The organism is Streptomyces sp. NPDC001493 (assembly GCF_053597235.1).
Genome location: NZ_JBSFHV010000042.1, coordinates 1 through 26,062, shown reverse-complemented (window position 1 = coordinate 26,062; position 26,062 = coordinate 1). Strand labels below are relative to the sequence as shown.

Below are 26,062 nucleotides of genomic sequence, written 5' to 3'. Positions count from 1 at the left end.
GGCCGCCGTGGCCCTCGTCGCCCTGCTCGGCCTGGTCCTCGCCTCCCTGCTGACCGGCACGGGCTCCACCCCGCCCGCCCGGGCCTGGGAGTACCTCTGGGGCGACCCGTCCGCCCGTGCCGACGCCCAACTGCGCCTCGCCGTCATGGATGTACGCCTCCCGCGCACCCTCGCCGCGATCCTGGTGGGCCTCTGCCTCGGCTCCGCGGGCTGCCTCCTCCAGGCCGCCACCCGCAACCCCCTCGCGGAGACCGGACTGCTCGGCGTCAACTCCGGCGCCGCGTTCGCCGTCGTCCTCGGACTCACCTTCTTCCACGCCGAATCGTCCGGTGCCCTGCTGGTCTGGGCGCTGCTCGGCGGCATGGCGGCGAGCGCGGTCGTCCTCCTGCTCGCCGCCTCCGGGCGGGCCGCGGGCTCACCGCTGCGCCTGGTGCTCGCCGGTGCCGCGCTCAGCGCCACCTTCCACGGCCTCACCTCCTACGTCCTGCTGGGCACCCAGTCCACCTTCGACACCTACCGCTACTGGACCATCGGCTCGCTCGCCGGCGTCGAGACCGGTCAACTGGTGCCTCTCGTACCGCTGGTGGCGCTCGGCCTGCTCACCGCGGGCTGCTGCGTCCGGCCGCTCGCCGCCCTCGGCCTCGGCGACGACGGAGCCCGCTCGCTCGGCCATCACCCCGGGCGCATCCGTATCGTTGTGGCCGTCGCCGTGTCGCTGCTCGCCGGGTGCGCGGTCGCGGTCGCGGGGCCCATCGCCTTCCTCGGGCTGCTCGCGCCCTATGCCGCGCGCGCCCTGGCCGGCCCGTCCACGGGCGCCCAACTCGTGCTCTCCGCGCTGATCGCCGCCGATGTCATGATCCTCGCCGACATCCTCGCCCGGATCGTCATCCGCCCCTGGGAGACCCCGGTCAGCGTGCTCCTCGCCTTCGTCGGCGGCCCCCTGCTCGTCTGGATCGCCCGCTCGTCCCGCCTCTCCACCGCCGGGGCCGCCGCGTGAACGCCGAGCGGAAACCGGCCCCGCCGGACCTCACCCCGCCCGACTCCACCGTGCTGCGCACCGGCGGCCTCTCCTGGCTCTTCCCGCGCCGCAGCGCCCTCGTCGCGGCGCTCCTCGTCCCCGTCCTCGCCCTGCTCGTCGCGCTCGCCGTGCTGGCCAGCTCCTCCGGCATGAGTCCGGCGCGGACCCTCTCCGGGCTGCTGGGCACCGGCGACGCGGGCACCGTGATGGTCGTCCGGGAATTCCGGCTGCCCCGCGTTCTCGTCGGCATCATGGTCGGCGCCGCGCTCGGCATCTCCGGCTGCCTCACCCAGACCCTCGCCGGAAACCGGCTCGCCACCCCGGACCTGGTGGGCGTCAACGAAGGGGCCACGGCGGCGGTCGTCGCCGCGGCCGCCGGTACGTCCACCGGCATGGTCGGCATGTGGTGGCTCGGCCCGGTCGGCGCCGTCGCCGCCGCCGCGCTCGTCGTGCTGTGCGCGGGCGGGGCCGGTAGCGCCGGCTACCGCGTCCTGGTCACCGGCATCGGCGTCTCCACCTTCGTCGGGGCCGTCAGCGACCTCGTGATGTCCCGCCAGAACGACAACTCCGCCGGAGGGGTGTTCCTCTGGGCCGTCGGCAGCCTCAACGGCCGTGACTGGGCGGCCGGTACGCCCCTGTCGATCGCCCTCTGCTTCCTCGTCCCGCTCGCGCTCGCGGCCGGACACCGGCTGCAACTGCTGCGCTTCGACGACGACATGGCGGCCACGCTCGGTGTCGACCTGCGCCGGGTACGCGCCGCCGCGCTCGCCCTGGCCGTCCTGCTCGCCGGGGTCGCCGTCGGCGTCGGCGGACCGGTCGCCTTCATCGCGCTGGGCGCCCCCATCCTCGCGCAGCGGCTGGCCGGACCCACCCGGGTACCGGTCCTCGGCGCGGGCCTGGCCGGAGCCGCCCTCGTCACCGCGGCCGACGCGCTCGCCCGCGTCGCCGCCCCCGTCGAACTCCCCGTAGGCGTCGTCACCAGCGTCCTCGGCGGGCCCTTCCTCCTCTGGGTCCTCTTCCGCTCGGACCGCCCGGAAGCAAAGGCATGAGCATCCCCCGAATGAACACCTCCAGTACGAGCACCCCCAGCGCGAAGACCCCCAGCGCGAGCACCTCCACGAAGAACGCGCCCAGTGGCCTGGAAGTCCGCGGGCTCCACGTCGCGTACCCCGGCCGCGCCGTCGTCAAGGACGCGGGGTTCACCGTGCCCGCCGGCCAGGTCGCCTCGATCGTCGGCCCCAACGGCTGTGGCAAATCGACCCTGTTGAGAGCCGTCGCCCGGCTCCACCAGCCGGAGTCCGGTACGGTCCACGCCGGTGGCGTGGACATCTGGACGCTCGGCCGCCGCCCGGCCGCCCGCCGCGTCGCCCTGCTGCCCCAGTCGCCCCGCGCCCCCGAGGCGGTGACCGTCGCGGGGCTCGTACGGTACGGCCGCCACCCCCACCAGGGCCTGCTGCGGCAGTGGTCGCGCGAGGACGAGAACGCGGTGCGCGAGGCGCTGGAGGCCACCGGCACCACCGACCTGGCCGGTGAGCGGCTCGACCGGCTCTCCGGCGGCCAGCGCCAGCGCTGCTGGCTGGCCATGGTGCTCGCCCAGCAGACCCCTGTCGTCCTGCTCGACGAACCCACCAGCGCCCTCGACCTGGGGCACGTCGTGGAGGTCCTGGAACTCGTCCGCGAGGTCGCGCGTGCCGGCCGTACGGTCGTCATGGTCCAGCACGACCTGGCCGCCGCAGCCCGCTACTCCGACCTGCTCGTCGCGATGAAGGACGGCGGCGTCGTGGCCCAGGGAAACCCGCGTACCACCGTGACCGCCTCCCTGGTCCGGGAGTTGTACGGGGTGGAGGCCGACGTCCTTCGGGCACCGGTGGACGAATCGCCCGTCGTCGTCGCCCGGGCGCGCACGGTGGTGACGGAAGGAGCCACCGCCGGGTGAAGGTCTCCGAACCCGTGGGCCGCGTCCCTCGGGCGATGTCCGGCGGATCAAGGCCGGACACCGCCGGGGCCGTCCACCGTACGGACATGCCGGCCGCGGGCCGGCCCCCCGAGGAGGACTTCTGTGTCATCGCTCTACGACCCCGAGCACGCCCCCGCCGGCGACGTGGGCGCGGCGCTCATGATGATCGACTCGCGGCTGAAGACCGTCCGCGACCGCGACGGCGAGACCGATCCCGAACAGCGGGAACTGAGCGACCAGTTCCTCGCCTCCCTGGGGCCCGACGGAGCCAGGGACGTACTGGACGGCGCGTGCACGCTGATCTACATGTTCATGACGTGGCTGCGGAAGGCCCACGAGGAGCACGAGAAGGACGTCGTCGAGTACGTGGTGCCCAACCTCGTGGCCACGATGCGCATGATGCCCATCAGCGTCCGGCCCGAGACCATTCCCACCATGGCGGGCCTGGTGATCGCGGCCGCCACCGGACTGAGCCCCAGCCTCTGGCGCAACCAGTTCGGGGAGTGGGCCCAGGTGGAGATGAACCCGCTGGAAGCCACCGCGTTCCTGCTCGCGGAGCACATCAACCGCATCACCGACGACCCCGACTTCGCCACCCGGCTGATCTCCGAGGCGCTGTCGCGCGCGGACGCGGAGTAGGAGCCGCCTCCGGGAGTACGGGCGGCCCCGGCCGGGCCGCCCCGCTCGTACGCGGCTGGACGCCTCCCGCTCAGCGCCCCATCTGGTCCTCCGCCGAGAGGTGTTCGACCGTCACCCCGGTGTCGGTGAACGTCCGCGTCACCGTCCCGGAGGTATAGACCCACAGGATGCGCAGCGGAGTGTCGCCGACATTCCGGAAGAGGTGGGGGACGGGAGAGGGGACGTACGTGGTGTCGTAGCGCTCCAAACGCGTCACGGAGCCCTCGACCACCACTTCCGCCTCTCCTTCGAGAATCGTCACGTGCTCGTCGCAGTTGTGCGAGTGCATCGGCGCCCCGGAACCGACCGGATAAACGCTCATTCCGCTGGTGATCAGATTCTCGCCGGCCGCCGAGACGGTCGTGACCAGCGGGGTCGTCACGATCGAACCTCCCCGGTCCAGCAGCGGGACGGAGGCGGCCTTGACGATGACGCTCATGCGCAAACCCTTTCGACGGCGAGAGGCGTCGTCCGACGTTATGGGAAACGGGCCCCGCCGAGAGCCCCCGGATGCGCACCTTTACCTTGCATTCCGAGAAGGGTGAGCCTCTACCAGCCGGATGTACGGTCTGCTGCCATCGCACATTTCGAGTTTGTGTCGCAGATCGAAAGGCAGGGACCGGCCATGCGCCTCCCCGTTCTCCGTACCGAAGAGATGAACGAGCACCAGCAGGAGCTCCACGCCCGCATCACCGCTCGTCGTGGCGGGGTGCGCGGACCGTTCCGGGTCTGGCTCCAGAGCCCCGAACTCTGCGAACGCGTGGAGTCCCTCGGGGCGTTCGTCCGGTTCGACTCGGACCTGCCCAAGCATCTGCGGGAGTTGACCCTCCTGATGGCCGCCCGCAACTGGGACGCCCAGTACTCCTGGAACGCCCACGTCAAGGCGGCGGTCGAGGCCGGCGTGCCGGCAGCCGCCGTGGAGGCGATCGCCGAGCGGCGCACCCCGGAGTTCGACGACGAGGCGGACACCGCCTTCTACACCTTCTGCCAGGAGGTGCTGGAGAAGCACTTCGTCTCCGACGAGACCTTCGCCGCCGCCCACCGGCACTTCGGCTCCCAGGGCCTGGTCGACGCCATCGGCTCGCTGGGCAACTTCACGATGCTCGGCATGTGCCTGAACACCTTCCAGGTGGATCTCCAGGCCGACCGCGAGCCGCCGTTCCCCGACATCCGCGGTTTCGCCCGCGTCGCCGGTGACGGGGAGCGGTCACAGCCGTGACCCCGCCCGCCGACCGACGTACCGAGGGGAGCTGTGACATGACACCCAGTACCGCGCCGCACCGCACCACCACCACCGTCGAGGCGCCCCGGGAGCCGGTGGTCCGCATCCGCGACCTCAGGAAGAGCTTCGGCGGGGCCGCCGCCCTCAAAGGGGTCTCCCTCGACATCAGGCCGGGCGAGATCCACGCCCTGATGGGGATGAACGGGGCGGGCAAGTCCACCCTCGTCCAGGTGCTGGCCGGAGTCCATCAGGCGGACGGCGGCACCGTCGAGATCGACGGGCAGCCTCAGCCGGGGCTGTCGACGCGCCAGGCCCGGCGGCTCGGCATCTCGACCGTGCCCCAGCGCCGCGAACTGGTCATGGAGCTGACCGTCGCCGAGAACATCCTCCTCGGCGACCTGCCCGCCCCCCGCGCGTTCGTCGCCTGGAAGTCGGTCCGGGAGCAGGCCCGCAAGGCCCTCGCGGACCTGGGCATCGCCATCGACGTGGAGCGGACCGCGGGCGGGCTCACCGTCGCGGAGCAGACCATGGTCGAGGTCGCCCGCGAGGTCCGGCGCGGCGGCAAGGTCCTCATCCTCGACGAGCCGACCGCCTGTCTGGGCGCCGAGGCGGCCGACCGGATCAGGGCGCTGGTACGGACCCTGCGGGACGAGGGCATGGCCGTCGTCTACATCTCCCACTACATCGACGAGGTGCTCTCCGTCGCCGACCACGTCACCGTGCTGCGGGACGGCGCGGTGGTGCACAGCGGGCCGGCCGCCGGCACCGACGCCGCCGGGCTGGTACGCGCCATGGTGGGCCGGGACGTCGTCTCCACCCGCCCCGAACGCCCCGCGCCCTCACGGGAGACCGGCCTCGCGGTCCGGGGGCTCACGCACGGCCGTACCATCGAGGACTTCGCGGTCGAGGTGCGCAAGGGCGAGATCGTGGCCGTCCTCGGCCCCGCCGGCGACGCGCAGTCCCGCCTTTTCGACCTGCTCTCCGGCCGCCGGCGACCCGACTCCGGCGAGATGAGCGTGGACGGCAGGGCGGTCCCCTTCGGCCGGATATCCCGGTCGCTCGCCAGCGGTCTGCGCTGCGTCACCGGCGACCGCAGGGCCCTCGGCCTGATCCCGGAACTCTCGCTGGACGAGAACCTGATGCTGGCCAGCGACCGCCTGGAGCGGCGCCGCCTCCAGCGCCGGTCCGCGCTCACCCGCCGGGCCGCCCCGCGGCGGGAGAGCTACGGAGTCGTCTCCCTGACCCGCAACCCGGCCGTCGGCCGCCTCTCGGGAGGCAACCAGCAGAAGGTCCTGCTGGCGAAGTGGCTGGAGACCGCGCCCGTCGCCTGCTTCCTGGAAGACCCCACCAACGGCGTCGACATCGCGGCCATCGCGGACATCCACACCCTCGTCGACGACCTCGCCGCACGCGGCGTCGCCGTGCTGCTCGCCTCCTCCTCCGCCGAGGAGGTCATGCGGCTGGCCGACCGGGTGATCGTCGTCAGCGGGGGACGGGCGGTCGCCGAACACGACGTCAACACCATCACCCGCGACCAACTCGTCGCCCTCGCCCTCGGAGGACAGCGCACGTGAGCCTCGAAGCACCCCCGGTACAGCCCCGAGCGAAGGAAGGCGCCCCGGACACCGTTTCCGGGTCACGCACCTCGCTGCGGTCCCTCTTCGGTGTCCCGCACGCGGGCCTCTTCGCGGTGTTGATCATCGTCGTGGTGTTCGCGAGCCTGGAGACGGACTCGTTCGCCACCTCGACCAACCTCATCAACATCCTCCGCCAGGTCAGCGTGTCCGCGGTGCTCGCCGCCGGTCTCACCCTGCTCATGACGGCCGGAGGCATGGACTTCTCGATGGGCAGCAACGCGGCCGTCGTCACGGCGGTGGCCGCCCAGATGCTGGCCCACGGCGAGTCCACCGCGGTGACGGTCGTCGTCTCGCTCGCGCTGGCCACCCTCATCGGCCTGGTCAACGGGCTCGTGGTCACCTACACGAACGTGGCACCGTTCGTCGCCACGCTGGCGACGGCCACCCTGCTGGACGGGGTCGCGCTGCTCGTCCTGGACGGTCTGAGCGTGTCGATCGGCACCCACCTCTCCTCGCTGGGCAACGGCAAGATCCTCGGCATCCCCTACCTGCTGATCGTGGCGGTCCTGGTGCTGGTGGCCGCCGGTCTGGTCATGAGGTTCACCGTCTTCGGCCGCGACGCGTTCGCCATCGGGGGCAACGAACACGTCGCCCGCCTCAGCGGCATCGGCGTCAACCGGAACAAGCTCCTGCTCTACGGGCTGGCCGGCACCCTCGCCGGACTCGCCGGGCTGATGCTGCTGTCCCGGCTCGGCGCGAGCAGCCCCGGAACGGGCGGCCTCACCCTGCAGCTCACCGCCGTGGCCGCCGTCGTCATCGGCGGGACCTCGCTCGCCGGCGGCAGCGGAACCGTCGTCGGCACCGCCCTCGGCGTCGTCCTGCTCGGCGTCGTCGCCAACGCCCTGAACCTGCTTCAGGTCTCCAGCTACTTCCAGCAGATCTCGGTCGGCTCGGTCCTGCTCATCGCGGCGATCGCCAACCAGCTCCACAAGAAGTCCCGCCCCTGACGTACCCGGTGACGCGGTCCGGGACCCCCGTACCGCGGCCCACCCTCCGTGCACGGCCACCGATGTCCCACGCACGCCACGAAAGGCGACACACCATGAGCCTGTCCACCCACCCGCGAAGAGTGCTGGCCACCACCGTCGTGGGAGCCGCGCTGGCTCTCAGCGGCTGCAGCGGCCAGTCCGGCCAGGGCGGCGACTCCGTCACCCTCGGCTTCGTCAACGGCGGTGACACCGAGTTCCACACCTGCCTCCAGAAGGCGGTGGAGGACACGGCCAAGAACGGCGACGCGAAGATCTACACCGCCAACTCGCACCAGAACCCCGGCACCGAACTGTCCAACATCGAGGACATGATCTCGCGCAACGTCGACGCGCTCATCGTGCAGACGGTGAACGTCGACGCGCTCAAGGGCGACATCGCCAAGGCGAAGAGCGCCAACATACCGATCTTCCTCACCTCCGTCGTCACCGACGACCCCTCCCAGATCCTCGGCGCGGTCGTCGTGGACCTGGGCGCGGTCGGCGCGCTGGACGCCGGCTGGGTCGAGAAGGACGCCGCGGGCAAGTCCGTGGAGGTCGGCGTGATCGCCGGTGCCCCCGGTGCCGCCTCCGACATGCTGGTCGCCGGATTCACCAAGGCGCTGCCCGCCACCGCGAAGGTCGTCGCGAACCAGCCGGGCATGTTCAACGCCGCCAAGGCCAAGGACGTCGCCGAGAACATGATCCAGGCGCACCCGGACCTCGCTTACGCCTTCGTTGCCAACGAGGAGATGGCGCTCGCCGCCCGTACGGCCTTCACGGCGGCCGGCAAGGACGTCAAGATCGTCACCGTCAACGGCACCGACCGGGGTCTCGAAGGGGTCGAGAAGGGCGAACTCTCCGCAACCGTGGCGAACTCGGCCATGAGCACGGGTTCCCTTGCGGTGACGAATGCGATAGGACTGCTCGACAAAAAGAAGATCAGCAAGATCGACAAGACGCCGATCCTGCTGGTCACCAAGGACAACCTGGACAAGGCTCCGCAGTACTGCCCCTGAGTCCGCGCCGGGCGACCTCCGATCGGGCGATCGGGGGCCACCGGCAGAATCCGGGCACCGGGGCCCGCGACACCGTCCGACCCACCTCGTTCCGAGACGCCCCGTTCCGGCACGCACACCCCATTCCGCGCACCCACTGAGTGATCCCGTTCCGGAGCGCCGCGCGGAGGCTCCACCCGCACAACCCGCCGCACACGGCCCGGCCACCGCCGGGGCCGTCAACGGCCGGAGGTACCACCATGGACCGTCTGCTCCTCATGCGCAGCTTCGTCACCGTCGCCAACATCGGCAGCTTCAGCGGGGCGGCCAAAGCGCTGAGCTCCTCGGGATCACTCATCTCACGCCACGTCGCGGAACTGGAACGCCAGATCGGGGTCCGCCTCGTCAACCGCACGGCCCGCTCCGTCAGCCTCACCCAGCCCGGACTCCGCTACGCGGAGTTCGCGGCGCGCATCCTCGAGGAGATCTCCGCCGAGGACTCGCACATCGCGCAGCTCCACGACCGGCCGGAGGGGTCGCTCAACATCATCTGTCCGAAGTGGATAGGCAGCCTCGATCTCGGTGACGCCATATCGGCGTTCTCCGTCGCCCATCCGAAAATCGTCGTCCGTTTCGAGCTGGGTGGAATTTCCGACCGCACCTACGATTTCCTGGACGGCGGATTCGACATCGCCTTCCACACGCGCGACTTGCGGGACTCCAGTGTTCGGCTGAAGAAAATCGCCTCACTGCCCTTCGTGCTGTGCGCCTCGGAGAAGTACCTGGAGAAGCACGGGACGCTGAGCCACCCGAACGACATCGCCGTCCACGACTGCCTGGTCCACGTCAACGATCCCGTCTGGCGCGTCGGGCACGGCCACGCGAGCACCCTGCACAAGATCCGTAACGTGGCGTTCTCGTCCAACTCCTACATCGCGCTGCAGAAGGCGGCCGTGCACGGCCGGGGGATCGCCCTGCTCCCGCAGCGGCCGGCCTACGACGACCTGCTCTCCGGCGCGCTCCGGGTGCTGCTGCCCGAACTCGCGGTGCCCGACCGGCCGTTGTACGCGATCTACGGCCCCGGCCAGGAGACTCCGCGCAAGGTGACCGTATTCCTCGAATTCCTCGCCAAGTGGTTCTCGGAGAACCCGATTCCCGCCATGTGAGGCCCGAACCCACTCGGCGGCAACCGGACGACGCGACCGTCCGCGCAAGAAATGATTGCATCATCCGAAATGCCGGGGCATTGAGGCCGTGCGTCCCGATTCCTAGGCTGACCGGGCCGGTGTCACGCGTCCAGCGTCCGCGGCCCGCGGAACGAGGAGTTCATGGGAATTCAGAGAATAGAGTCGGTCACCTACGGCATCGACGACCTCGGCACGTGCGTCCGCTTCTTCACGGACTTCGGGCTGACCCCGGTCTCACGCACCGGTACCCGCGCCACGTTCGAGACCCTGGTGGGCCAGACGCTCCACCTCGACACCGCCCCCGACCCGTCCCTGCCGCCCGCCCTGGAAGAGGGCCCCACCCTCCGCGAGGTGGTCTGGGGCGTCGACACCGAGGCGGAACTGGCGAGGCTCGTCGCCCGGGTCGCCGTCGACCGCGAAGTCACCCTCACCGGTGACGGGGTGCATCGCACCCGGGACGAGACAGGCTTCGGCCTCGGCCTCGCCCTCGCCCGCCCGAAGACGCCCGGCACGGCCGACGGACCGCGCGAGGCCAACGTCTCCGGCAGCGTGCGGCGCTGGAACACCCCGCTGGAACCGGTCGGCCAGGTCCGGCCGTTGCGCATGTGCCACGTCGCCCTCAACATCCCCAAGGCCGGCCAGGAGGAGGCCGTCGCCTTCTACCTCGACCGGCTCGGCTTCCGGGCGACCGACGTCGTCAAGCCGATGGGCACCTTCATGCAGTGCGAGGGCGACGACGACCAGCACAACTTCCTGCTCTGCCACCGCCCGGACCGGGCCGGAGTCAACCACGTCAGCTACGAGGTCCCCGGGTTCGACGACGTCATCGAGGGCGGCAACCACATGATCGCCCAGGGCTGGCAGGAAGCCCGCAGGCTCGGCCGGCACACCGTCGGCTCCAACGTCTTCCGCTTCGTCCACGCCCCCTGCGGCGGCCGTGTCGAGTACGCCGCGGACATGGACCGCGTCGACGCCTCGTACGAGACCCGCGTCCACGAGACCACCCCGCCGCACCACATCTGGACCCTGCGCACCTCCCGTGACACCGCCGGGAACCCCGCCTCCTGACAGGTCCGCGCCGCCGCATCCCGGCACGCGCGGCCTCCTGGCGCCCGCCGTCCACCGGCACCCACCGCCTCCCGGCACCCGGAACCCTGCCGCCTCCCTACACCCACCCCGCCGAGCGTGAGAGGGCACACGCACCCATGACGACCCACGACGACTACCCCGCCATCCGCATGTACATAGCGGGCGAATGGTGCGAGGGCGGGGCCGGAGCGACTGTACCGGTCGTGAACCCGGCCACCGGGACCGTGATCGGACACGTCCCGCTCGCCACCACCGCCGACCTCGACCGCGCCGCCGAAGCGGCGGCCGCCGGCTTCGCGCGCTGGCGCGACACCCCGATCGCCGAGCGCACCGCGATCCTCCACGAGGCCGCCGGCCTGCTCGTCTCCCGCGCCGACCAGGTCGGCCGCATCATGGTCCGCGAACAGGGCAAACCGCTGCGCGAAGCCGCCGGGGAGGCGAAGCGGGTCGCCGGCGCCCTGCGCTGGGACGCCGACGACGCCCGCCGCGCCTACGGCCGGATCATCCCCTCCGAGGACGGCACCCTGCTCTCCGTCCGCCGCCGTCCCATCGGCCCGGTCGCCGCCTTCACCCCGTGGAACTTCCCCGCCGGTTCCCCGATGCGGAAGATCGCCGCGGCGCTCTCGGCCGGCTGCTCCCTCGTCATCAAGGCCTCCGAGGAGACCCCCGGCACCGCCGTCGCGCTGGTCCGCTGCTTCGAGGACGCCGGGCTGCCCGCGGGCGTGCTCAACCTCGTCTTCGGCGAGCCCGCCGAGGTCTCCGCCCACCTCATCGCGCACCCCGCCATCCGGCTCGTCGCCTTCACCGGCTCGGTGCCGGTCGGCAAGCTGCTCGCCGCCGCCGCGGGGGCCGAGATGAAGCCGTCCCTCATGGAACTGGGCGGCCACGCACCGGTCATCGTGTGCGCCGACGCCGACCCGGTCACCGCCGCGCGCCGTGCCGCCGCCGCCAAGTTCGCCAACGCCGGCCAGGTCTGTACCTCGCCCAGCCGCTTCCTCGTCCACGAGAGCCTGGTCGAGGAGTTCACCGAGGAGTTCGTCCGCGCCGCCGAGGCGGTCGTCGTCGGCGACGGGCTCGACGAGGGCGTCACCATGGGCCCCCTCGCCAACGAGCGCCGGCTGCGGGCGATGGAGGCGCTCACCGCCGACGCCGTCGCCAAGGGGGCGAAGATCCGCACCGGCGGCGAACGCCTCGACCGCGCGGGCTGGTTCTTCGCCCCCACCGTCCTCACCGACGTTCCCGAGGACGCCGCGCTCATGTCCGACGAGCCCTTCGGCCCGATCGCGCCCATCGTCGCGTTCCGCGAGCTCGACGAGGCCCTGCGGATCGCCAACTCGCTGCCCTACGGCCTCGCCGCGTACGGCTTCACCCGCTCCGCCGCCACCGCCGAGCGCCTCACCCGCGAGTTCGAGGCGGGCATCCTCTCCATCAACCACTGCGGCGGATCCGTCCACGAGGCACCGTCCGGCGGGGTCAAGGCCAGCGGCTACGGGCGCGAGGGCGGCCCGGAGGGCCTGGACGCCTACCTGGTCACCAAGCGCGTCTCCCACCTGCTGACGGACTGAACCGCCATGCGATACACCCGAGTCCGGGTGGGCGGCCGGGCCGTCTGGGGCCGCGTGGAGGACGACTCCGTACGCCTGCTCTCCGACTCCCCGCTGGACGGAGACCCCACCGTCATCGGCACCATCCCGCTCGCCGAGGCCGACTGGCTGCCGCCCGTCGTCCCACCCGTCTTCTACGCCGCCGGCATGAACTACCCGCGCCACATCGAGCACGCCCGGCTGCTCGGCGACAAGGCCGGAGTCGTGCCCGAACGCCCCGAGGCCGGATACCGCGCCAACAACGCGCTGACCGGCCACGGCACGGCGATCGTGAAACCCGCCGGGGTACGCGGCCGGTTCGAGGCCGAACCGGAGCTGGTCGCGGTCGTCGGCAGGACGCTGAGGCACGCCACGTACGAGCAGGCGAGGGACGCCGTCTTCGGCTGGACCATCGGCAACGACGTCAGCGCCCGCACCTGGCAGCACGAGGACCGCACCTTCTGGCGAGCCAAGAACAGCGACACCTTCAAGCCGATGGGCCCCTGGATCGAGACCGACGTCGACGCCCTCGCGCAGACCACCACCCTGCGCGTCAACGGCGAGACCCGCGCCCTGTTCCCGACCGGCGACATGGTCTTCGACCCCTACGACTTCATGGTCGAGATCACCCGGCACATCACCATGCACCCCGGTGACGTGCTGTGGATGGGCGCCGAGTCCACCGGCCAGATCGAGGCGGGCGACACGGTCGACGTCGAGATCAGCGGCATCGGCGTCCTGTCGAACACCGTCCTGGCCGAGCCCGACCACCCCCGCGCGGACCGGAGTTCGCACCCCAACTCCCCGAAAGGCAGCACCCCGTGAGCAAGGAACCCCGCTACATCCACCACGTCAACTTCCCCACCACCGACCCCGACCGGACCGCCGAGTGGTACGCCCGGGTCTTCGGGATGAAGCGGATCATGCCGAAGTCCAACACCCGCGTGGTGCTGATGACCCGCGGCAACTTCGACCTCCACTTCACCCCGGTCGAGGACATGGACCGGATGGCGCCCTACCACTTCGCCGTCGAGGTCGACGACTGGGACGACTTCATGGAGCACCTCGCCGACCTGGGCATCCGGCACACCCGCCCCATCGAACGCCCCGAGAACCAGTCGAAGTTCTGCTACATACACGACCCCGACCACACCATGATCGAGCTGGTGTTCCACGGCAAGCGCCCCAACTGAACCGCCACGACGAGGAGACCCTTCCATGCCCTACGTCGATTCAGACGGAGCGTCCGTCTACTACGAGCGCCACGGCAGCGGCCCGGCGATCGTGTTCGTCCACGGCTCCGGCGGCCACCACGCCGCCTGGTGGCAGCAAGTCGCCGCCCTCCGCGACGGGTTCACCGTCGTCACCCTCGACCTGCGCGGATTCGGCCGGACCGAACTGTCCGCCCCGCAGACCGAGTTCGACGGCCAGGCCTTCTACGGAGACGTCGTCGCCGTACTCGACCGTGAGGACCTGACCGACGCCATGCTGGTGGGCCAGTCCATCGGCTCCGTAGCGGCCCTGCGCGCCGGCCTGGTACGCCCCGAACGCGTCGGTGCCGTCGTCCTCGGCCACTCGCTGGGCGGCATCAGCCACCCCGAGCTGACGGAACTCGCCGCGGCCGACCGCGCCGAAGCCGTCAAACTCCCCGTCATCGACCGGCTGTTGACCAAGGAGTTCCAGCAGGACCGGAAGGACCTCACCTTCCTCTTCCAGCAGATGGGAACCTTCAACACCGCCACCATGCAGGACCTGCGCAACCTCGACACCGACGGCCCCGGCCTGGACGAGATACGGGACTCGGGCGTCACCGTCGCCTTCCTCGCGGGCGAGAAGGACGCGGTACTCAGCGTCAAGACGGTCACCCGCGCCCACGAACTCGTTGCGGGCTCGCACCTGGAGATCGTCCCGGGCGCCCCGCACTCCATGTACTGGGAGACCCCGGAGCCGTACAACGCCGCCATCGCCCGGCTGCGCCGCACCCTCACCGCCCCGAAGGAAGCCGCATGAGCACCCTCACCCTCGCCGCCGCCGAAGAGATCATCGCCGAGGCCCACGAGCGGGCCCAGGCCCTCGGCAAGGCGGTGAGCGTGGCCGTGGTGGACGCCGGAGGCTTCCCCGTCGCCATCCGCCGCCCGGACGGAGCCCGCCCCCTCACCCCCGACATCGCCCGCGCCAAGGCGTACACCGCCGCCATCATGCAGCGCCCCGGGAAGATGCTGAAGAAGTGGCAGGAGAGCCAGCCGGTGTTCTTCTCCCAGCTCTCCCAGCTCCCCGGCGCCGCGATGCCCATCCTCGCCACCGAGGGGAGCGTCACCATCAAGAGGGACGGCGAGATCATCGGCGGCCTCGGCATCGCCGGCGGCACCGCCGACGAGGACCAGCTGATCGCCGACGAGACGCTCTCCGCCCTCGGCTACGAACTGGAGTTCGCCGCCTGGGGCGTCTCCGGCAAGCCCGTCACGACCGCCGGAAAGGACGCCTGAACCATGGCGGACACGTTCAACTACCGCATCGACCACCACGGCAGCCTGGTCCGGCCGCCCGCCCTGCTGGCCGCCCGCGCGGAGGCCGACGCCGAGAGCCTGCGCGAGGCCGAGCGCGCGGCCGTCAAGGAGGCCGTGGTCTTCCAGCGACGGCTGCGCTCCACCGTCGTCACCGACGGCGACCTGCCCCGCGAGGACTTCCGCAGCGCCGTCCTCGACGGCGTCACCGGATTCCGGCGTACCGGCGGGGAGCACGACGGCCTCGCCCACTGGGTGGCCGAAACCCTCCCCAAGGCCGACGGCCCGCTGGTCGCCGAGTGGGCCGGCCTGCTCGGCGAACTCACGGTCGTCGCGCCCAAGGTCGCGCTGCCCTCCCCGGCGTACCTCGCCGCCACCACCTTCGACCCGGAGCTCGCCGGTTCGGGCGGCCCCGCCTCCGCCCGCGAACTCGGCGAGGCCCTGGCGGAGATCATCCGGGCCGAGATCCGGCTGCTGGTCGCCAAGGGGGTGCGGCTGATCCAGCTCAACAACCCGCTGCTGCTCGCCCACACGGCCACCGAACCCGGTGCCGGCGGCGCGCTCTCCTTCGAGGACGCCCTCGCCGTGGAGGCCCTCGCGGTGCGGCTCGACGAGCGCCCGGAGGGCGTACGGATCGCCGTCGCGCCCGGCTGGGCCGCACCCCGCGCGGTGGACCGCGCCCGCGCCGAGCGGCTGTACGCGGCGGTCCCCGCCGACCGCTGGGTGCTGCCCCTGGACCGGGGCACCAGCGCCGAACTCGACCTGCTGCGCGCCCTCCCCGAGGACCGCGACGCCTGCCTCGGCGCGGTGGACGCGACCACCGCCGCGATGGAGGAGATCGACGCGGTGATGGCCCGCATCGACGCGGCGGCCGAGGTCAAGGAGTTGGAGGACATGGCGCTCTCGCCCTCCCGGGGCTTCGCGGACGTGGCCTCCCGCCCGCTGCTGAGCGCCGAGGACCAGCACCGCAAGCTGGTCCAGGTGGAGACCCTCGCCCGGTACTGCTGGGGCAACGAGTTCTGACCCGCGCACGGCGGCGGGGGAGCAGGAAGAGCCCACGGCGGCGGGGGCTGTCACGCGGGCGCGGGCGGGCGGACCGCTCGCCCGCGCGGCAGCCCACGGCGGCGGGGGCCGGAGAACGCCTCCGCGTCCCGGCCCCCGCCGCCGTACCCGCCCACCAACGGACTGCGGCCCCCGCCGCCGTACCCAGCCCGCGAACGGGCTACAGCACCTGAGCGAACGTCACCGCACGGTCCGTCAGCAGCGGCCGCACCGTCCTGACGATCAGCTCGTCGAAGTAGTCCGCCGCCGCGTGGGCGTCGAAGCCGGCCCGGTCGGCGTACCGCTCGTACAGCACGAACCCGCCCGGCCGGTCCACCTCCGCGTGCACCTCGTACCCGAGGTTCCCCGGCTCGGTCAGCGTGTGCGCGCGCATCTTCAGCAGCGCGGCGCGCACCGTGTCCTCGTCGGCGGGGTCACAGGCGTAGTGGGCGATCACGGCGAATGCCATGGTGCGGCCTCCTTCTTCGTCAGGGCTTTCGTGAGGGCCCTCATCAGGGCCTTCAGCGGTGCCGATTCCAGCACAGCCGACGCGCGGGGGCCCGTGCGCGGAGTGCAAGCAATGTCTGCCGCCGCGGGCCTGGTCACCCCCGCGGACTTGCTGTGTTGTCGTGACGACCACGCCGATACCTCTGTACACCGCGCGCAGCAGCCGCGGTCGGACGGGAGCAATGATCCAGATGCGCACCATGGAAACCCTTCTCGGCGGACAGTGGGTGGCGGCCGACGCGTGGCTGGAGGTCCACGACCCGTCCGACACCCGCACCCCGGTCGCCCGGGTCCCCGCACTCGGTGCCCGGGAGGTCACCCGCGCGTACGACGAGGCCGAAAAGGGGTTCGCGCTCTGGCGGCGCACCAGCCCCTTCGAGCGGGCCCGGGTGTTCCACGAGACGGCCCGGCTGCTCCGCGAGCGGGCCGACGGGATCGCCGACGCGGTGGTCACCGAGAACGGCAAGACCCTCCAGGAGGCGGGCGGCGAGGTCCAGAAGGCCGCCGACTTCTTCGAGTACTACGCCGGACTCGCCCGCACCGGTTACGGCACGCTCGTCCACGACGCCCGGCCCGGGACGCGCACCAGCTTCCACCACGAGCCCCTCGGCACCGTCCTCGCGATCACCCCGTGGAACGACCCGCTGCTCACCCCGGCCCGCAAGCTGGCCCCCGCCCTCGCCGCCGGCAACGCGGTCGTCCTCAAGCCGGCCTCCGAGACCCCGATGTCCGCGCTCCACCTGGCCCGCGCCCTGCACGACGCCGGGCTGCCCGCCGGAGTCGTCGGCGTGGTCACCGGCCGCGGCGGCTCGATCTCCGCCCCGCTGCTGGAGGACCCGCGCATCGCCGCCGTCACCTTCACCGGTTCCAACTCCGTGGGCGAGTCCATCCGCCGCTCGCTGGCCGACCGCAACGTCCGCTTCCAGGGCGAGCTGGGCGGCAAGAACGCCACCGTCGTCCTCGCCGACGCCGACCTGACGGCCGCCGTGAAGGCGGTGATCGCCGCCGGGTTCGGCCAGACCGGCCAGCGCTGCACCGCCACCAGCCGCGTCCTCGTGGAGCGGTCCGTGTACGCGGAGTTCACCGGTCTGCTGCTGGACGCCGTCGCCGCCCTGGGGCTCGGCTCCCGGGAGACCGCCACCCTCTCCGTCGGCCCGCTCGTCAGCACCGGCCAGCGCCGGAGCGTCCTCGCCGACATCGCGCGCGCGGTCCAGGAGGGCGCGACCGTCCTCGCCGGCGGCGACACCCCGAAGGACGAGGCGTACGCCCACGGCTGCTGGGTCCTGCCGACCGTTCTCGGCGACGTGACCCGCGAGATGGCCGTCTGGCGCGAGGAGGTCTTCGGCCCGGTCGTCGTCGTCCGCGCCGTCGACGGCTTCGACGAGGCCGTCGAGGAGGTCAACGACTCCGACTTCGGACTCGCCGCCGCCCTCTTCACCCGCGACCTGCGCGCCGCCCACCGCTTCGCCGACGAGGCCGACTGCGGGCAGGTCGCCGTCAACACCACGACGACCGGCTGGGACGTGCACCACCCCTTCGGCGGCTTCCGCGACTCCGGCTCGGCCTTCAAGGAGCAGGGCACCGAAGCCCTGCGCTTCTACACCCGCGTCAAGACCGTCGCCTTCCACTTCGGTTCCTGAGGCGCGGACACGCAGGCATCATCGGGTTCCACCCAGTTGCACCCAGCGTCACCAGCAAGAAAGGAGGATGCCGATGGCAGACGAAACGATCGGCATCGTCGGAGCAGGCATCGTGGGCCTGGCGACGGGCCGCGAGATCGCGCTGCGCCGCCCGGGCACCCGCGTGGTGGTCTTCGAGAAGGAACGCCAGGTCGCGGTCCACCAGACCGGACACAACTCGGGCGTGGTGCACGCCGGTATCTACTACGCCCCGGGCAGCCTCAAGGCCGACCTGTGCGTACGGGGCGTGGCCCTGCTGCGCGAGTACTGCCAGGACCGCAAGCTGCCGTACCAGGAGACCGGCAAGCTCGTCGTCGCGGTGCGCGAGGACGAACTCGGCCGCATGGAGAACCTGTACGACCGGGCCAGGAACAACCACGTGCCCGACCTGCGGAAGATCTCGAAGGACGGGATCAAGGAGATCGAGCCGCACGCCGGCGGCATCGCGGCCCTCCACTCGCCCCGCACCGCGATCACCGATTACCCGGCCGTCGCCCGCCAGTTCGCCGAGGACATCGAGGCCGCGGGCGGCCAGGTGCGGCTCGGCTTCGCGGTGGACTCGCTCACCGAGGTGACCGGCGGCATCGAGGTCGCCTCGGGCGAGGAACGCGTACGCGTCGACCGGCTGATCCTCTGCGCGGGCCTCCAGTCCGACTCCGTCGCCCGCCTGGCGCGGGACGACAGGGCGCCCAGGATCGTCCCCTTCCGGGGCGAGTACATGCTGCTCAAACCGGAGCGCGCCGGCCTCGTGCGCGGCCTGATCTACCCCGTACCCGACCCGCGTTACCCCTTCCTCGGGGTGCACTTCACCCCCCGGGTCGACGGCTCGGTGGAGGTCGGCCCCAACGCCGTCCTGGCGCTCGCCAGGGAGGGATACAGGCTCTCGGACGTCTCCGTGAAGGACCTCGCACGGCTCGCCGCCTACCCCGGCGCCTGGCGGATGGCCGCCCAGCACTGGCGGACCGGCATCAGGGAGTACCGGGGCTCGCTCTCCACGAGGGCCTTCATGAAGGACGCGGGGGCGTACGTCCCCGGCGTCGGTGCCGCCGACGTGGTCCCCGGCGGAGCCGGCGTACGCGCCCAGGCACTCGACCCGGACGGCACGCTCGTGGACGACTTCCGCATCCACCGGCTCGGCCGCGTCACCGCCGTACGCAACGCCCCCTCGCCGGCCGCCACGGCCTCCATGGCCATCGCCGAGCACATCACGAAGGCCGTGTTCGGCCCGGCGTGAGCTGCCGGTTCGCGCAACAACTGCTTGCGCTCCAGGGGTCTTAGCAAACGCTCCCACCAGCTCTAACGTCTGACGCACACCACCCCACCCCGCAACGGAAGAGGCTCCCCATGTTCGTCGTCGACACCCAGATCCACATCTGGAAGGAAGAGGCCCCGGACCGCCCCTGGGTCCCCGGAGCCCGCGAGCGCATCCGCCTCAACGGCCACCGCGAGGAAGCCTTCAGCTACGAGGAGGCGCTGGAGCTGATGGACGAGGCCGGCGTCAACCGCGCCCTCATCCTCCCCCCGTCGTGGGAGGGCAACCGCATCGACTACGCCCTCGAAGCCTGCGAGGCCCACCCGGACCGCTTCGGCATCATGGCCCGCGTCCCCCAGGACAACGAGGCCGAGGGCACGGCCATGCTGCGGGACTTCGCGCAGAACCCGCACATCAAGGGCACCCGCCTCACCTTCCACCGGCCGCAGGACCGCAACTGGATGATCGACGGCACCAACGACTGGTACTGGCCGATCGCCGAGGAGCTCCGCGTCCCCACGATGGTCCACGCGCCCATCTGGAAGCGCGAGCTCGGCCAGATCGCCGCCAAGCACCCCGAGCTGAAGATCATCATCGACCACATGGGCATCATGGCCCGCTGCGTGGACGACGCCATCGGCTACTGGGTCTCCGAGACCGCCGACCTCGCCCAGTACCCCAACATCTACGTCAAGGTCTCGGCCCTGCCCGGCTACTCCACCGAGCCCTTCCCGAACAAGAACATCGAGAAGTACGTCCGCGAGATGGTCGACAAGATGGGGCCGCAGCGCTGCTTCTACGGCACCGACATCACCCGCCTGCTCGGCCACGGCATCACCTACACCGACACCATCGAGCAGTTCACCAAGCACTGGGACTTCACCCCCGAAGAGCTCGAATGGATGATGGGGCGCGGCATCAGCGAGGTCCTCGGCTGGCCGGTCGAGGGCTGAGGGAACACCTGAGATGACGGACAGCAGCAACACGCCAGGCGTCGACGGCGGTGACGCCGTCGTCTCCGCCTTCAACGCCGTCGGCGCCGATTACCTCTTCTGCTCATCGGGGTCCGAATGGGCCCCGGTGTGGGAGTCACTGGCCCGGCGTCACCGCGACGGTGACCCGGCCCCCCACTACCTCGACCTCACCCACGAGACGGTCGCGGTCGGCATGGCCACCGGCTACGGCCTCGTCACCCGCCGCCCGCAGGGAGTCCTCCTGCACGCGGCCCCCGGCCTGCTCCAGGGCTCCATGGCGATCCACGGGGCGCTGCTCGCCGGCGTCCCCATGGTCGTCACCTCCTCGGAGTCCAGCACCTACGGCGACGGCCCCGGGCAGGACCCGGGCGGCCAGTGGTACCGCAACCTCTCGATCGTGGGTGGCCCGCACGGCGTCGCCCAGCCCTTCACGAAGTGGGCCACCGAGGCCGCCAGCGTGCACACCCTGCCCACCATGATCGCCCGGGCGGCGGAACTCTCCTGGCGGGCACCGGCAGGCCCGGCCTACCTCAACATCCCCCTGGAGATCCTCCTGGAGGAGTGGGACGGCCGGGGAGCCAAGCCGATCGTGGCGCCCGGCTCCACCCACAGCTCGCCCGAAGAGGTCGACCCCGTCGCCCAGTTGATCCGCGAGGCGAAGAACCCGGTGATCGTCACCGAGACGGCCGGCCGTGAGGCCGGCGGCTTCGAGGCGCTCCTCGCCTTCGCCGAGGCGTGGAACATCCCGGTGGTCGAACCCGACTCGGCCGTCTGCGGCAACTTCCCCCGCACCCACCCGCTGCACGCCGGCAGCGACATCGGCCCCTGGATGGACGAAGCCGACCTGATCCTCCTGGTCAACTGCCGCGTCCCCTTCTACCCGCCGAGCCGCCGCCCCTCGAAGGCGACGATCATCGTCATCGACGAGGTCCCGCAGCGCCCGCACATCGTCTACCAGGTGCTCTTCGCGGACGCCTACCTCGAAGGCAACGTCGCCAACACCCTGCGCCAACTGGTCAAGCGGGCCAAGGACTTCACCGAAGACCAACGCACCGCCGTCGCCCTGCGCCGCGCCGCGCAGGAGGAGAGGTACGCCGCCGAACAGGCGGCCGTCGCCGCCGCCGAGGCGAAGGCGGAGGAGAGCGAAGGCGTGGACCCGGTCCTGGTCGCCGCCACCCTGCGCCGGCTGCTCGACGGGACCGGCGGGATCGTCGTGGACGAGACCATCACCCACAGCCGCATAGTGAAGCGCCATCTGCGCACCTCCGCGCCCGACTCCTACTTCTACGTACAGGGCGGACTCGGGCAGGGCATCGCGGTCGCCCTGGGCGTCAAACTCGCGGCCCAGGACAAGCCGGTGGTCCTCACGGTCGGTGACGGCGCCTTCACCTACAACCCGGTGATCCAGTCGTACGACGCCGCCAGGACATACCAACTACCGCTGCTCATCGTGGTGTTCAACAATCGCGTCTACAAGTCGATGAACCTCAACCACCGCAGGTTCTACCCCGAAGGCGCCGCCGCCGAGACCGGCGAATGGCTCGGCACCGACCTGCACCGGCTGCCCAGGCTCGCCGCGTTCGCCGAGCCCTTCGGGATGCACACCGAGACGGTCGACACCACCGACGCCCTCGCGCCCGCGCTGGAGCGCGCGCTCAAGGCCGTCGCGGACGGGACCGCCGCCGTCGTCGACGTACTCGTCACCCGCTGACCCAGGAGGCACCGCCACCATGACCGACCACCCCACCACGACCGACCGGCCCGCCCCCAAGCCGGGCAAGGTCCTCGTCCCCGCCGAGGACCTGCGCACCTTCTCCGCCGCCCTCCTGGAAAAGGGCGGCCTCGACGCCGAAGCCGCCCGCACCACCGCCGACGTCTTCGTCTGGGCCGCGCTGCGCGGCGTCGAATCGCACGGCATCGCCCGCGTCCCCGCCTACCTCGACCTGCTCGCCAAGGGCGTGGCCAACGCCAAGGCCGAGCTCACCGTCGAATCGTCGACCCCGGCCGCCACGGTCATCGACGCCGACCACGCGCCCGGCCCGGTGGCCCTCACCGCCGCCGCCGTCGAAGCGGTGAGCCGGGCCCGTACGAACGGCATCGCCGCCGTCGCCGTACGCCGTACCGTCCACACCGGCGCCATCGGCTACTACGTCTCGAAGATCGCCGAACAGGGCCTCATCGGCATCGGGTTCGTCTCCGGCATGCCCAACATGGGCTACACCGGCGTCAAGGGCGCCGCCGTCGCCACCAGCCCGCTCGCCATCGCCGTACCGGCCGACGCCCACGCGCCGCTCGTCCTCGACATGGCCACCGCCACCATCGCCCTCGGCAAGATCCGCCAGGCCAGGGCGAGCGGCACCCCGCTCCCCGAAGGCGCGGCGGCCACCGCCGACGGCACCCCCACCACCGACCCCGAACAGGCCGTCATGCCACTGCCGTTGGGAGGCGCCAAGGGCTCCGGCATGTCGATCGCCTTCGAACTGCTCACCAGCGTGCTCGTCGGCGCGCCGATCTTCGCCTCCTTCCACTCGGACGACCCGAAGGGCCGCAAGCACCGCCAGAACGCGCTGCTCATCGCCCTGGACCCGGCCGCGTTCGGCGACCCGGCGGGCTTCACCGCCGCCGTCGACGCCACCTTGACCACCCTCAAGGGCCTGCCGCGCGCGGACGACGCCTCCGGCGTGTTCTACCCCGGCGAGCGGAGCGCGGCCCTGGCCGTCGAGCGCGGCGAGAAGGGCCTGCCGGTGGCCCCGAAGGTCTGGCGCGAACTCACTGAGCGCGCGGCCGAGTTCGGCGTCGTTCCGCCGGAGCCGGTGGCGGCGGGCTGAGGGAGGAGCGGGTGCCCCGTCCCGGGCTTCCGCTCCGCCGCTCCCGATCGGGCCGTGGAGGACCTCACTGTGCGGGGGGTCCTCCACGGCCTGCGTGCGGCGTCCGGCAGTGTTTCGGCGGGAGCGGTCGCAGGGGTTCCCGAATTCCGGACGTCACCAGCCGCACGCGCGCGGCCGGTGGAGTTCTCGGGCCCGTCGGACCACTCGGCCTTCTGCTCCGCTTGGTTCCCTCGCCGTTTCGACGGAGGATCTGGTGCATGGATGACGCGTTCACACTGGTCCGCCGGGCTGTCGGCCTGCTGCCCGAGGACGTCGTCACGGAGAGCGGCTGGACGGCCGAGGACGTCCGCGAGGCGATCGGGCTGCAGGAGTGGGAGATGGCGCTCGACATGTTGGACGAGATCGCGGATGCCCGTCCCGCGCCCGTCGCCTTCTGGCGGATGCTTGCGGAGGCCGCCCGGCAGATGATGCTCGACCGCAGGCGCCGGTGGTACGAATGGCGGGGCTGGGAAGCCGAGCACGGCACTTTCCGCGCCACGCTGACCCTGCTCGGTGTCGACGAGGGCGGGCGGCGGAGCGCCTTCTCGGGGGACGGGCAGCTCAGGCCCCTGTGGGACATCGGCAGCCGCACCGCGGGCGGAGTACCGGACTTGTACGTGGCAAGGCTCTGGGTGGAGTCCCGGGAGCGGCTCGGACCGGGGGAGACCGCCGGTATTCGCCTCGCCCCTCTGCGGCCCGGGGAGTGGCGGCACCTGCGACCCGGCGGGCCGGTCACCATGCACGAGGGCCGACCGGTCGTGGGCGTCGCCGAGATCGTCGAGGTTCTGCCGCCGCGCGTCTGACCGGTCTTCTTCGGCAGGGTGCGGCCGTCGGCGACGTGCCACGGTGCGGGGGCCGACGGCTCAGCGCGGTCGCGCGTCGGCAGCCGGAGCGGTGCCGCCCGGCTCCGGCTGGAAGCCGCCGCCCCGGTCGGACATCGTCATCCGGCCCGACGCCGTCATCCGGCCCGACGCCGTCATCCGGCCGGACGCGGTCATCCGTCGAGAGTCGCGAGGAAGCTCTCGGCCGCGTCCTCGACCCTGTCCCGGTCGCCGGTGGCGAGCAGGTCGAGCAGCAGGCCGCGGACCGTGGCGATCACGAGGGTGGCCCTGCGCGTCGCCACCGCCGGGTCGGTGTCCGGGCCCTGCGCGTCGCGGAGGGCGTTCATCCAGTCGGCCACGACGTGGTCCAGGAAGTCCGAGAACTGCTGCGGCGCCTGGAGCGCGCGCCCGTAGACCGCGAAGAACAGCCTGAACTCCGCGCCCTGCCGCGGGTCCGAGGCCCTTTCCCAGACCGCGCGTACGGAAGCCTCCAGGCCGGGCCGGTGGCCGACCGTGTCGCGGGTGGCCCGGAAGATGCGTTCCCGCAGCCTTCCGAGGACGGCTTGGAGCATCTGCTCCTTGGTGCCGAAGCGGTGCACCAACGTCGTGGGCGAAACCCCGAGGGCCGCGGCGACGGGCCGCCACGACAGCTCCGAGAACCCGTGCTCCACCGTGAAGTCGACCACCGCGTCGAGCAGTTCGGCCCGCCGCTCATGGTCCACGGGACGCCCCGCCATCGATGCCTCCGGGTCTCGGGTGCCGCTTGACTTTTCTAGTACGACCGTACAAAGAATGGGGGCAGACTTCAAGGGCCGCCTGCCGCGGATTCGCCCGGCGGACGCCCCCTTCCTGGAGGTTCCCCATGCGCGTTTTCGTCACCGGAGCGTCGGGCTGGGTCGGCCGCGGGCTCGTTCCCGAGCTGCTCGCCGCCGGTCACACCGTCGTCGGGCTCGCCCGCTCCGACGCAGCGGCACAAGCACTGCGAGAGGCCGGAGCCGAGGTCCGGGCGGGGACGCTCGACGACCTCGACACCCTGCGCGACGCCGCCGCCTCGTCCGACGGAGTCATCCACCTCGCGTTCAAGCACGACATCGCGTTCTCCGGCGACTACGCGGGGGCCACCGACGCAGACCGCGCCGCGATCGAGGCATTCGGGGAGGCCCTCGGCGGTACCGGAAAGCCCCTGGTGGTGGCCTCCGGCATCCTCGGTGTGCTCGGACTCCCGCCCGGGGCCGTCGCCACCGAGCGCGACGGACTGGCCGAGGAGGGGGACGGCGAGAGCCCGATCAGCGGTGGAGAAGGACGGTTGGGCAACGCCCACCGCACGCTCGCGTTCGCCGGCTCCGGTGTCCGTTCCTCCGTCGTGCGCCTCCCTCCGGCCACGCACGGCACCGGTGACAACGGCTTCGTCCCGGCCGCGATCGGCTTCGCCCGCGACAAGGGCGCCGCCGCCTACGTCGGGGACGGCGCCAACCGCTGGCCGTCCGTCCACCGCGACGACGCCGCACGGCTGTTCCGCCTCGCACTGGAGTCCGCGCCGGCCGGGTCGGTGCTGCACGCGGTCGGCGACGAGGGTGTGCCGATCCGGGAGGTGGCGGAGGTCTTCGCCGCGCACCTGGACGTGCCCGCCGTGTCCGTCACCCCGGAACAGGCAGGGGAGTACGTCGGCATGCTCGGCGGCTTCTGGGGAATCGACGGCCCCGCCTCGGCCCGGATCACCCGCGACCTGCTCGGATGGCAGCCGACCCGTCCCGGGCTGATCGCCGATCTGAAGGACGGCCACTACTTCGCCTGAACCCGGCCCACCGGAAGGGGTGTCCGGAGTCGTGGGACGGCGACGGGCCGGGGCCGTGCGGGGGTTGCCCGCGTGGTCCCGGCCCGTCGCCGTGGTGCCGTTCCCCGCGCGTCCGCCGCCGGGAAGGCGTGTTCAGCCCTTGCGGGCGTTGATCTCTTCGGTGAGCTGGGGCACGACGTCGAAGAGGTCACCCACGACACCGAAGTCGACGAGTTCGAAGATCGGGGCCTCGGCGTCCTTGTTGACCGCGACGATCGTCTTCGAGGTCTGCATGCCCGCCCGGTGCTG

At 71.8% G+C, this 26,062-nt stretch carries 27 protein-coding genes and 1 pseudogene; 23 read left to right on the top strand and 5 right to left on the bottom strand.

The genetic code is table 11. The features are described from left to right. Nucleotides 1–7 precede the first annotated feature (7 nt). The 4 genes from ACWCWD_RS35235 to ACWCWD_RS35220 all read left to right on the top strand — a co-directional run bounded on the left by ACWCWD_RS35235 (nt 8) and on the right by ACWCWD_RS35220 (nt 3,614). Nucleotides 8–997, top strand: a complete 990-nt coding sequence (locus ACWCWD_RS35235) for a FecCD family ABC transporter permease (RefSeq protein WP_450779445.1) — start codon at nt 8–10, stop codon at nt 995–997. After that, nucleotides 994–2,067, top strand: a complete 1,074-nt coding sequence (locus ACWCWD_RS35230; protein WP_450779443.1) for a FecCD family ABC transporter permease — start codon at nt 994–996, stop codon at nt 2,065–2,067. Before ACWCWD_RS35235 ends, ACWCWD_RS35230 begins: the two co-directional genes overlap by 4 nt. Further along, nucleotides 2,064–2,954: an ABC transporter ATP-binding protein gene (locus tag ACWCWD_RS35225; RefSeq protein WP_450779441.1), complete on the top strand. Its 891-nt coding sequence runs from the start codon at nt 2,064–2,066 to the stop codon at nt 2,952–2,954. The genes ACWCWD_RS35230 and ACWCWD_RS35225 overlap by 4 nt, the downstream gene beginning before the upstream one ends. Nucleotides 2,955–3,077: 123 nt before the next feature. Beyond that, the gene (locus ACWCWD_RS35220) at nt 3,078–3,614 is read left to right on the top strand and encodes a hypothetical protein (protein WP_450779439.1); all 537 of its coding nucleotides are present in this window, start codon (nt 3,078–3,080) and stop codon (nt 3,612–3,614) included. A 70-nt stretch (nt 3,615–3,684) separates the two neighbouring features. On the opposite strand, the gene ACWCWD_RS35215 is transcribed toward ACWCWD_RS35220, so the two are convergent. After that, nucleotides 3,685–4,092: a cupin domain-containing protein gene (locus tag ACWCWD_RS35215; RefSeq protein WP_386893468.1), complete on the bottom strand. Its 408-nt coding sequence runs from the start codon at nt 4,090–4,092 to the stop codon at nt 3,685–3,687. A 186-nt stretch (nt 4,093–4,278) separates the two neighbouring features. Between ACWCWD_RS35215 and ACWCWD_RS35210 the strand changes: the two genes are divergently transcribed. The 12 genes from ACWCWD_RS35210 to ACWCWD_RS35155 all read left to right on the top strand — a co-directional run bounded on the left by ACWCWD_RS35210 (nt 4,279) and on the right by ACWCWD_RS35155 (nt 15,861). Then, complete coding sequence (locus ACWCWD_RS35210) at nt 4,279–4,872, top strand: carboxymuconolactone decarboxylase family protein (protein WP_450779436.1); 594 nt, start codon at nt 4,279–4,281, stop codon at nt 4,870–4,872. Nucleotides 4,873–4,910: 38 nt separating this feature from the next. Beyond that, complete coding sequence (locus ACWCWD_RS35205; RefSeq protein ID WP_450779435.1) at nt 4,911–6,449, top strand: sugar ABC transporter ATP-binding protein; 1,539 nt, start codon at nt 4,911–4,913, stop codon at nt 6,447–6,449. Then, nucleotides 6,446–7,459, top strand: a complete 1,014-nt coding sequence (locus ACWCWD_RS35200; RefSeq protein WP_450779433.1) for an ABC transporter permease — start codon at nt 6,446–6,448, stop codon at nt 7,457–7,459. The genes ACWCWD_RS35205 and ACWCWD_RS35200 overlap by 4 nt, the downstream gene beginning before the upstream one ends. A 95-nt stretch (nt 7,460–7,554) precedes the next feature. After that, nucleotides 7,555–8,496 carry a sugar ABC transporter substrate-binding protein gene (locus ACWCWD_RS35195; RefSeq protein ID WP_450779431.1) on the top strand — a complete coding sequence of 314 codons (942 nt, stop codon included), beginning with the start codon at nt 7,555–7,557 and terminating at the stop codon, nt 8,494–8,496. 239 nt (nt 8,497–8,735) lie between these two features. Next, nucleotides 8,736–9,641: a LysR family transcriptional regulator gene (locus tag ACWCWD_RS35190; RefSeq protein ID WP_450779429.1), complete on the top strand. Its 906-nt coding sequence runs from the start codon at nt 8,736–8,738 to the stop codon at nt 9,639–9,641. Between the two features lie 162 nt (nt 9,642–9,803). Then, nucleotides 9,804–10,730 (top strand): VOC family protein, encoded by a 927-nt coding sequence (locus tag ACWCWD_RS35185; protein WP_450779427.1) that lies wholly within the window; start codon nt 9,804–9,806, stop codon nt 10,728–10,730. A 137-nt stretch (nt 10,731–10,867) separates the two neighbouring features. Next, a complete protein-coding gene (locus ACWCWD_RS35180; protein WP_450779425.1) occupies nt 10,868–12,316 on the top strand; it encodes an NAD-dependent succinate-semialdehyde dehydrogenase in 1,449 nt (482 codons plus the stop codon). 6 nt (nt 12,317–12,322) lie between these two features. Beyond that, on the top strand, nt 12,323–13,159 hold the full coding sequence (locus ACWCWD_RS35175) for a fumarylacetoacetate hydrolase family protein (RefSeq protein WP_450779423.1): 837 nt from the start codon (nt 12,323–12,325) through the stop codon (nt 13,157–13,159). Next, complete coding sequence (locus tag ACWCWD_RS35170; protein WP_327178965.1) at nt 13,156–13,527, top strand: VOC family protein; 372 nt, start codon at nt 13,156–13,158, stop codon at nt 13,525–13,527. The genes ACWCWD_RS35175 and ACWCWD_RS35170 overlap by 4 nt, the downstream gene beginning before the upstream one ends. A gap of 25 nt (nt 13,528–13,552) precedes the next feature. Continuing rightward, nucleotides 13,553–14,344: an alpha/beta fold hydrolase gene (locus tag ACWCWD_RS35165; RefSeq protein WP_450779421.1), complete on the top strand. Its 792-nt coding sequence runs from the start codon at nt 13,553–13,555 to the stop codon at nt 14,342–14,344. Then, nucleotides 14,341–14,820, top strand: a complete 480-nt coding sequence (locus ACWCWD_RS35160) for a GlcG/HbpS family heme-binding protein (protein ID WP_450779419.1) — start codon at nt 14,341–14,343, stop codon at nt 14,818–14,820. The genes ACWCWD_RS35165 and ACWCWD_RS35160 overlap by 4 nt, the downstream gene beginning before the upstream one ends. Nucleotides 14,821–14,823: 3 nt before the next feature. Further along, nucleotides 14,824–15,861, top strand: a complete 1,038-nt coding sequence (locus ACWCWD_RS35155; RefSeq protein WP_450779417.1) for a methionine synthase II (cobalamin-independent)-like protein — start codon at nt 14,824–14,826, stop codon at nt 15,859–15,861. Nucleotides 15,862–16,060: 199 nt separating this feature from the next. On the opposite strand, the gene ACWCWD_RS35150 is transcribed toward ACWCWD_RS35155, so the two are convergent. Beyond that, nucleotides 16,061–16,348 carry a putative quinol monooxygenase gene (locus tag ACWCWD_RS35150; protein WP_450779415.1) on the bottom strand — a complete coding sequence of 96 codons (288 nt, stop codon included), beginning with the start codon at nt 16,346–16,348 and terminating at the stop codon, nt 16,061–16,063. A gap of 238 nt (nt 16,349–16,586) precedes the next feature. On the opposite strand from ACWCWD_RS35150, the gene ACWCWD_RS35145 reads away from it, so the two are divergent. The 6 genes from ACWCWD_RS35145 (at nt 16,587) to ACWCWD_RS35120 (ending at nt 23,961) form a co-directional block, all read left to right on the top strand. Then, nucleotides 16,587–18,026, top strand: coding sequence for an aldehyde dehydrogenase family protein (locus ACWCWD_RS35145; RefSeq protein ID WP_450779413.1), 1,440 nt, complete (start codon nt 16,587–16,589; stop codon nt 18,024–18,026). Nucleotides 18,027–18,099: 73 nt separating this feature from the next. Continuing rightward, nucleotides 18,100–19,299 carry an L-2-hydroxyglutarate oxidase gene (gene lhgO, locus ACWCWD_RS35140; RefSeq protein ID WP_450779411.1) on the top strand — a complete coding sequence of 400 codons (1,200 nt, stop codon included), beginning with the start codon at nt 18,100–18,102 and terminating at the stop codon, nt 19,297–19,299. Nucleotides 19,300–19,409: 110 nt separating this feature from the next. Then, entirely contained in the window at nt 19,410–20,270 is an 861-nt protein-coding gene (locus ACWCWD_RS35135) for an amidohydrolase family protein (RefSeq protein WP_450779409.1), read from the top strand. Between the two features lie 13 nt (nt 20,271–20,283). After that, the gene (locus ACWCWD_RS35130; RefSeq protein WP_450779407.1) at nt 20,284–22,002 is read left to right on the top strand and encodes a thiamine pyrophosphate-dependent enzyme; all 1,719 of its coding nucleotides are present in this window, start codon (nt 20,284–20,286) and stop codon (nt 22,000–22,002) included. Between the two features lie 19 nt (nt 22,003–22,021). Continuing rightward, nucleotides 22,022–23,119, top strand: a complete 1,098-nt coding sequence (locus ACWCWD_RS35125; RefSeq protein ID WP_450779405.1) for an Ldh family oxidoreductase — start codon at nt 22,022–22,024, stop codon at nt 23,117–23,119. Nucleotides 23,120–23,376: 257 nt separating this feature from the next. After that, nucleotides 23,377–23,961, top strand: a complete 585-nt coding sequence (locus ACWCWD_RS35120) for a hypothetical protein (protein ID WP_450779403.1) — start codon at nt 23,377–23,379, stop codon at nt 23,959–23,961. A gap of 60 nt (nt 23,962–24,021) precedes the next feature. Here ACWCWD_RS35120 and ACWCWD_RS35115 read toward each other — a convergent pair whose 3' ends face one another. Together ACWCWD_RS35115 and ACWCWD_RS35110 are read right to left on the bottom strand one after the other, a co-directional pair. Beyond that, nucleotides 24,022–24,156 carry a hypothetical protein gene (locus tag ACWCWD_RS35115; RefSeq protein ID WP_450779401.1) on the bottom strand — a complete coding sequence of 45 codons (135 nt, stop codon included), beginning with the start codon at nt 24,154–24,156 and terminating at the stop codon, nt 24,022–24,024. Continuing rightward, a complete protein-coding gene (locus ACWCWD_RS35110; protein WP_450779399.1) occupies nt 24,153–24,716 on the bottom strand; it encodes a TetR/AcrR family transcriptional regulator in 564 nt (187 codons plus the stop codon). The genes ACWCWD_RS35115 and ACWCWD_RS35110 overlap by 4 nt, the downstream gene beginning before the upstream one ends. Before the next feature lie 125 nt (nt 24,717–24,841). Here ACWCWD_RS35110 and ACWCWD_RS35105 point away from each other — a divergent pair, with 125 nt between their 5' ends. Beyond that, nucleotides 24,842–25,774, top strand: coding sequence for an SDR family oxidoreductase (locus ACWCWD_RS35105; protein WP_450779397.1), 933 nt, complete (start codon nt 24,842–24,844; stop codon nt 25,772–25,774). A 132-nt stretch (nt 25,775–25,906) separates the two neighbouring features. Here the strand turns inward: ACWCWD_RS35105 and ACWCWD_RS35100 are convergent. Further along, nucleotides 25,907–26,062: pseudogene (locus ACWCWD_RS35100) on the bottom strand (electron transfer flavoprotein subunit alpha/FixB family protein); the annotation flags it as partial.